Source organism: Pseudogracilibacillus amylolyticus (SeqCode), from assembly GCF_051918545.1.
Taxonomy (GTDB): domain Bacteria; phylum Bacillota; class Bacilli; order Bacillales; family Amphibacillaceae; genus Pseudogracilibacillus.
Genome location: NZ_JBPPZG010000217.1, coordinates 1 through 6,329, shown reverse-complemented (window position 1 = coordinate 6,329; position 6,329 = coordinate 1). Strand labels below are relative to the sequence as shown.

Sequence of the window (6,329 nt, the reverse complement as noted above, 5' to 3'; positions counted from 1 at the left end):
AGAATCTCTTCAGAAGTACTCTTAAAAGTGTCCAAAATGGGTATTGCGATTATTATTTCTACTTCTGCCCCAACGAATTTAGCCTTGGAACTTGCGGATGACCTTGGAATAACCGCAATTGGCTTTGCACGAAATAATAAAATGAATGTGTATACACATCCAGAGAGGATTGTAGAAACGAAGGCACTAATTAAAAAAGAGGATTGATCGTCTAAATAAGGAAAACTTACGCGGTATAGTATAAAACTAAGAGAAAATTTACGAGACATGTATAAAGAAATGGAACGTACAAATATTATTTACTGTTAAATCACCTGAAGGGTTTTCCTTTAGGTGATTTTTGTTTTGAGCTTGCGAAAACTACAACCTTAACTTGAGCAACTCTCATCTTTCTACGCAGAATAATTCGTAAAAAATTTTAACTATCATCGCTGACATTTTTCCAAAGACTGCCCAACTCACCTGAGATTGCGAAAGTTCCAGCGTTCATTACGATTCTTCTTCCTCTCGCCCTCTCAAACAATTCACGGAAGAAAGGCGGAAGCGCCATTACCGACTAAGAGCCGACGTCCTCGGACTGCACTTCATCATACTCAGATAGATCGCTGATCGATAACTGCTTCTTATCTTTCTTAAATCCCTTAAAAAATTTATTTTCATAACCATGCTTGTTTTAAAAGATGTACACCATATTCGATTTCATCAAAAGAAAGACCGCTGAATCCTATTTTTATTATCGGATCATCCGAATGATTTTTTATGAAATAGATTGAAGTAGGCCGCACTCTAACACCATTAAGAAAAGCTTGCTCGATTAGCCATTCTTCCGAAACCTTAAGATATACCTTAATTAATACGTACAGACCGGATTGTTCGCCAATAATTGATATCTTTTGTCCAAAGTGCTTTTTTAATAAAGAAACGAGGAATGTCATTTTTCGTTTATAAACGAGACGCATCCGCTTAATATGTCGACTCCATTCCCCATTCTCCATAAATTTTGCCATGGTTAGTTGGCTAAAAATCGAAGTGGAACTTTCAAAATTTTGGAATTGATTTTTATATCGGGTTAAAAGGGGCTCAGGTAGCACCATATAACTTAAACGTAATCCCGGAAGAAAAGACTTTGAGAAATTCCCCAAATAAATGACTCTTGTTGCATCAATTGACGCAAGAGCTGGAAACGGCTGCTCTGTATAGCGAAACTCGCTATCATAGTCATCTTCAATAATGTATCCCTGTATCTTGTTTGCCCACCCAATAAGAGTTTGTCGTTGTTGAATGTTCATGCTTACCCCGTACGGACTGTGATGAGAAGGTGTTACATAAATTAAGCGTGAATCCATTTGATTAAGTTGCGAAAGATCTGCACCTGTTCTATATACCGGCAAATATTCAAGCGAAAAATGATGGAATTGAAATGCTTCCCTAGCACCATCGAAACCTGGATCTTCTACGATAATACTTGAATATTCTTCCCGTAGTATGCGGCCTAGATTGATAAGAATTTGTTGCGTACTACTTCCGATTATAACTGCATTTTCATCTGTTCTTAGCCCACGTGATTGCAGTAAGTATGTGGCAATTTGTTCACGCAAACTCATTTCTCCAAAAGGGTCTCCATATCGAAAACTCTCCGGTAACGTTAAGATATGATTCGCTGTTCGCCTCCACCGTTTTAAAGGGAAATGGGATTGATCTACAGCATCTGTCCGAAAATCGACATGAACGGAAGCTTTCTTTTCCACCCTCTTTTTGTTAGGTAAAATTGGTGGTTCCTCATGTAATGATGGCTCTAATGGATTAACAAAAAATCCTTTTCGTCCTTCCCCGCGAATATACCCCTCTGCCACAAGCTGATTATATGCCGTTAAGGTAGTATTACGACTTACTTGCAGAGATTCCGCAAGTTGTCGAACGGAGGGCAGTTGTTCATCCGCTTTTACATTGCCTTGTTCAATTAAAGATTTAAAGTGCTCGTAGATTTGTTTATATTTTGGAGAACTTTTATTTAAGACAAAAAGATAATTTTTCATACTCGGATTCTCCTGACATGCTTATTTATTCAAAACTGTATCTTTTAAAATGTCACTTTATATCATACTATTTTATAAGAGCGATAAAACATTTTCAAACATGAAATTAGCTGAGAGGTGATGATCATGTATATTCCAAAGCACTTTGAAATCAAAGATGAAGATATTATTTATGAAGTTATTGAGAAAAATAGCTTTGCTACATTATTTTCCCAACACGAAGGCCGTCCGTATGCGACCCATCTTCCTTTGATTTTAGATAAAGAAAAAAAGTTTCTATACAGCCACTTTGCCAAACCGAATAAGCAGTGGGAAGACATAGCGGAACAGGAAGTGCTTGCCGTTTTTCAGGGACCGCATTGCTATATCTCCTCTTCCTGGTATAAAACAAATAAAGCCGTTCCGACATGGAATTACGTAGCTGCTCATGTATATGGAAAGGTTGAAATCATCGACGGAAAGGAAATGATGGATTCCCTTCATCAGATGGTATTGAAATATGAAGAACCAACTAGTTCCTATCAATGGAACGACTTGGATGGTCGTTTTTTAGAGGGGCAAGCAAAAGGCATCGTTGGATTCAAAATCAACATTGAAAAAATCGAAGGAAAAGCTAAATTGAGTCAACATCATTCCGCCGAACGGTTAAAGCTTGTTATTTCACAACTTGAAAAATCTACAAGCGAGAATGAACAGGAAATTGCAGCTCAGATGAGAACAATTTTAAAAAAGAAAACCTTAAAAAGTTAACACATTTTCTTAGATACACATTTTTTAACAACCGTTATTTAAAATCACAGATCTTAATAATAATTTTTGAAAGCGAGGAATTTGTATGCGTTTTGAAACGAAAGCTGTTCACTCTGGTCGCCGAGTTGATGAATCAACAGGTGCTGTAACTACGCCAATCTATCTTTCCACGACATTCGAACGAGCTGAAGATGGGTCGTATCCAAATGAATTTATCTATGGTCGGGAAGCTAACCCAAATCGACTTGCTCTAGAGGAGTGCCTTACATCGCTTGAAGATGGGTATGATTGTGTCACCTTTTCATCAGGGATGGCGGCTATCACATCCGTAATCGAGGCCCTTCCCACAGATAAAGCTCGTCGGATTATTATGCCAAACGATATGTACTTTGGCATTCGTTCCCTTCTTTCGGAGACTGATATTGGATCAAAATTTGATGTTGTCATTGTTGACATGACAGATCTTCATGAAGTTGAGAATGCAATAACTAGTGCACCAACTGGTCTCGTTTGGATCGAAACACCGTCCAATCCACTACTAAAAGTTACGGATATTGCAGTTATCACCAAATTAGCACAAGCAGCTGGAGCTTACACTGCCGTTGATAATACATGGGCAACTCCAGTTCTACAACGTCCCCTCACGCAGGGAGCCGACTTTTCGATTCATTCTGTGACGAAATATATCGGAGGGCATAGTGATTTGATGATTGGTGCTGTTGTCGCGAGATCGGAAAGCCCAATGTTAACGAATCTACGAGCATGGCAACAAACAAAAGGGGCTGTGCCTTCTCCTTTCGACTGTTGGCTCGCACTAAGGGGCGTGCAATCTCTTGCCCCTCGTATGATGGTTCATTGTTCAAATGCAGAGGCAATTGCTAAGTTTTTAAATGAGCATCCGAATGTCGACGCTGTTCATTATCCTGGGCTTTCCGACCATCCGGGACATTCTATTGCAGTACAGCAGATGAGCTCATCCGGCGGGATGCTGTCCTTTCAAGTAAAAGGCGGCGAACGTGAAGCGATGGCTGTTGCAGCAAAGCTACGATTATTTACCCGGGCAACAAGTTTGGGAGGAACACACAGCCTGATTGAACACCGTTCTTCCGTGGAAGGAAATAACACGATGACTCCAGATAACTTGTTACGAGTCTCCATTGGTATTGAAAATGTGGACGATTTGAAAGAAGACTTATCACAGGCTCTGAAATGATTAAAAAATATTCAAAATGAACATTACGATTGTTGATTCTACTTCTGCCCCACGAACTGGCTTTGGGACTTGCGGATGACCTTGAGCTAGAAATAATAAAATGAATGTATATACACCCAAGAGGATTATAGAATCGAAAGAGTTTCTCGGTGAAGACGAACAACGATTAAAAAAATTTAATATAATTTAGCAAGCAAATTTTGAAGTTTGTCACTAAACTCCCGCCAGTAGAGGCGGGAGGCCTTTATAACGCTCCGGATTAATGGTGTCGGTATTTTTGTAAGTTTCTTTACAACCTACCCAAAAACTTGAGCAGCAATCCCGAATAATGTATCGTTTCTAGATGGCATTTTATCAGAATTGAGTACCATTATTGGTGGTTGACTCACATTAACAAATCCGCTATTTTCTAATAACATCATAAGTTCTTTATTACCTGATGGGACATCAATTCTTAGTTTCCCTCGATGCTCTGATGATAATTTATCTATTAAAACTAATGCCGTTTGATAGTCTGGTGCTACAATTGGACCCAATATGAGATTAATTGGCCCTAAAATGGAAAGTCCATATCCCACAATTGCTCCATTCATATCTTTTGCAACTAAGCAGTTTTCAGATTGTTTTATTCTATTCATCAGAAAACGACTTCTTTTATCTCCAAAAGCATCGCCATCAATTGTAAGTAATTCATCAATATCGACTCCATTAAACTCTTCAATGATAATCTCACTGTTATTTAAAGGTCTCGCTTTAGTATTAGTTATATAATTATCGCATAGATATTTATGAACAAAATCAACAGTATTAAAACCCATTTTTTCATAGAGGCGTTTTCCTTCTTCTGTTGAAATTAGCATAATGACAGTTTCCTTGGAAACACTCTCTATACATTTCCTAGTAGCCTCTTTCCCTAATCCCATACCTCTAAAATCTTTATTCACTATAACCATACCAATTGAAGCTAAAAAAGTATCATAAGGAATTATTGCAGCACTAGACACAATATTCCCTTCGGCGTTTTTATGCCCGAAAATTGTTCCTGATGATAGAACTGTTCCAATTTCATTTTCATCATAATCCCATCCAACTGATCTAGACAGCTCGATTAGTCCTGGAATATCATATTTATCAAATTGGACTAATTCTATCTGCGGTTTATTGGATATAACCATAATTTTCTCCTCCTTAAAAGCATCATTATAAGTTTTCAATATTAATTGATATTTTACCTCTACCTGATAATTAAATAGCATACAAAATTTTACCATATCGGTTAAATGGAATGAAGAAAAAGCAGATGAAGATGGATATTCCATTATTCAATGTGGAATTGGGAGCGGAAAAATTATTTTATAAAAGAGTAACTCAACAATTGGGTCGTATTGCTTAATGTAGCTTTTTTATTGACTTTTTTAAAAATACATATTAATATTACGTTATACGATATAACACTTAACGTAATATTTGTTTAAAAGGAGTGAGAATATGGCTAAAGGTAAATTTTCAGAGCCCGCATTATTTATTTTGATAAGTCTTGCTGAACAAAATCGTCACGGCTATGCGATTATGGAGGATATTGAAAAAAATTACGATGTTAAATTGGGACCAGGCACATTATATGGAGCTATTTCACGTTTAGAAAAAGCCGGTTATATAAGTGCAGTTGAATCGCAAGACCGTAAAAAACCTTACAGACTAACAGAGGAAGGACAAATATATTTAACAGAACAAATTAAAGAAATTCAAAAGGTAACCAATATAGGCATGAAAAGGCTTGGTCTAATATGAGGTGGCTCGTTTATTTGTATCCTAAATCTTGGAGAAAACGTTATAGTAATGAATTAACTGATGTATTAAAACAAACAGATACATCATTAAAAACAATAATTGACCTACTTATAGGCATAATTGATGCTTGGCATGTAGAACTAAATGAAAAATATATTTACGGATATCGTATAAGTCAAATATTGGTTGCAGTTACCATAATTAATGTTTTTATTGTTTTGAAATTAAAACCATTAGGGGAGGTTATTGAAGTGGAAGTATTTGCGACGATTGCAGTATTAATTGCTATGCTGTCATTGTTTTTGGCTGTTGTTACCCTTGTAGTAAGCATATTTAAATTTGGAAGAGAAGGCTTAACCCTTAAACCAAAATTAACTAAAACATCGGTTGGCTTGATGGGGGCGTACGGGGTTTTTATGGTAACATTTTTAGTGTTAATTAATTAAAATTATTCGTGAACCTCCCCCACTAATTGCTGACGCAATTTGAAGGGGCTTCTAATGACTTAAATACAGCAGACATCAAGCAGTTTACGCACC

General features: G+C 37.0%; 7 protein-coding genes. 5 read left to right on the top strand and 2 right to left on the bottom strand.

What is annotated here, in order from left to right; genetic code table 11:
* A partial coding sequence (locus tag ACPYKA_RS17635; protein WP_479543516.1) for a formate dehydrogenase accessory sulfurtransferase FdhD occupies positions 1-207 on the top strand: 207 nt, incomplete at its 5' end.
* 449 nt (positions 208-656) lie between these two features.
* Here the strand turns inward: ACPYKA_RS17635 and pdxR are convergent.
* On the bottom strand, positions 657-2,036 hold the full coding sequence (gene pdxR / locus ACPYKA_RS17630; RefSeq protein ID WP_479543515.1) for a MocR-like pyridoxine biosynthesis transcription factor PdxR: 1,380 nt from the start codon (positions 2,034-2,036) through the stop codon (positions 657-659).
* 126 nt (positions 2,037-2,162) lie between these two features.
* On the opposite strand from pdxR, the gene ACPYKA_RS17625 reads away from it, so the two are divergent.
* Both ACPYKA_RS17625 and ACPYKA_RS17620 read left to right on the top strand, forming a co-directional pair.
* Positions 2,163-2,786 carry an FMN-binding negative transcriptional regulator gene (locus ACPYKA_RS17625; protein WP_479543514.1) on the top strand — a complete coding sequence of 208 codons (624 nt, stop codon included), beginning with the start codon at positions 2,163-2,165 and terminating at the stop codon, positions 2,784-2,786.
* A gap of 85 nt (positions 2,787-2,871) precedes the next feature.
* Positions 2,872-3,999: a trans-sulfuration enzyme family protein gene (locus ACPYKA_RS17620; RefSeq protein WP_479543513.1), complete on the top strand. Its 1,128-nt coding sequence runs from the start codon at positions 2,872-2,874 to the stop codon at positions 3,997-3,999.
* Positions 4,000-4,295: 296 nt separating this feature from the next.
* Here the strand turns inward: ACPYKA_RS17620 and ACPYKA_RS17615 are convergent, their stop codons facing one another.
* Complete coding sequence (locus tag ACPYKA_RS17615; RefSeq protein ID WP_479543512.1) at positions 4,296-5,174, bottom strand: GNAT family N-acetyltransferase; 879 nt, start codon at positions 5,172-5,174, stop codon at positions 4,296-4,298.
* Positions 5,175-5,487: 313 nt separating this feature from the next.
* Between ACPYKA_RS17615 and ACPYKA_RS17610 the strand changes: the two genes are divergently transcribed.
* On the top strand, positions 5,488-5,790 hold the full coding sequence (locus tag ACPYKA_RS17610) for a PadR family transcriptional regulator (RefSeq protein WP_336262854.1): 303 nt from the start codon (positions 5,488-5,490) through the stop codon (positions 5,788-5,790).
* A gap of 14 nt (positions 5,791-5,804) precedes the next feature.
* Positions 5,805-6,236, top strand: a complete 432-nt coding sequence (locus ACPYKA_RS17605; protein WP_336262853.1) for a hypothetical protein — start codon at positions 5,805-5,807, stop codon at positions 6,234-6,236.
* The last annotated feature ends 93 nt before the right edge of the window (positions 6,237-6,329 follow it).

What these genes read in the sequence shown, in the direction of transcription:
- ACPYKA_RS17610 (WP_336262854.1), top strand. Translation starts at nt 5,488, where the DNA reads ATGGCTAAAGGTAAATTTTCAGAGCCCGCATTATTTATTTTGATAAGT.
- ACPYKA_RS17620 (WP_479543513.1), top strand. Translation starts at nt 2,872, where the DNA reads ATGCGTTTTGAAACGAAAGCTGTTCACTCTGGTCGCCGAGTTGATGAA.
- ACPYKA_RS17615 (WP_479543512.1), bottom strand. Translation starts at nt 5,174, where the DNA reads ATGGTTATATCCAATAAACCGCAGATAGAATTAGTCCAATTTGATAAA.
- pdxR (WP_479543515.1), bottom strand. Translation starts at nt 2,036, where the DNA reads ATGAAAAATTATCTTTTTGTCTTAAATAAAAGTTCTCCAAAATATAAA.
- ACPYKA_RS17625 (WP_479543514.1), top strand. Translation starts at nt 2,163, where the DNA reads ATGTATATTCCAAAGCACTTTGAAATCAAAGATGAAGATATTATTTAT.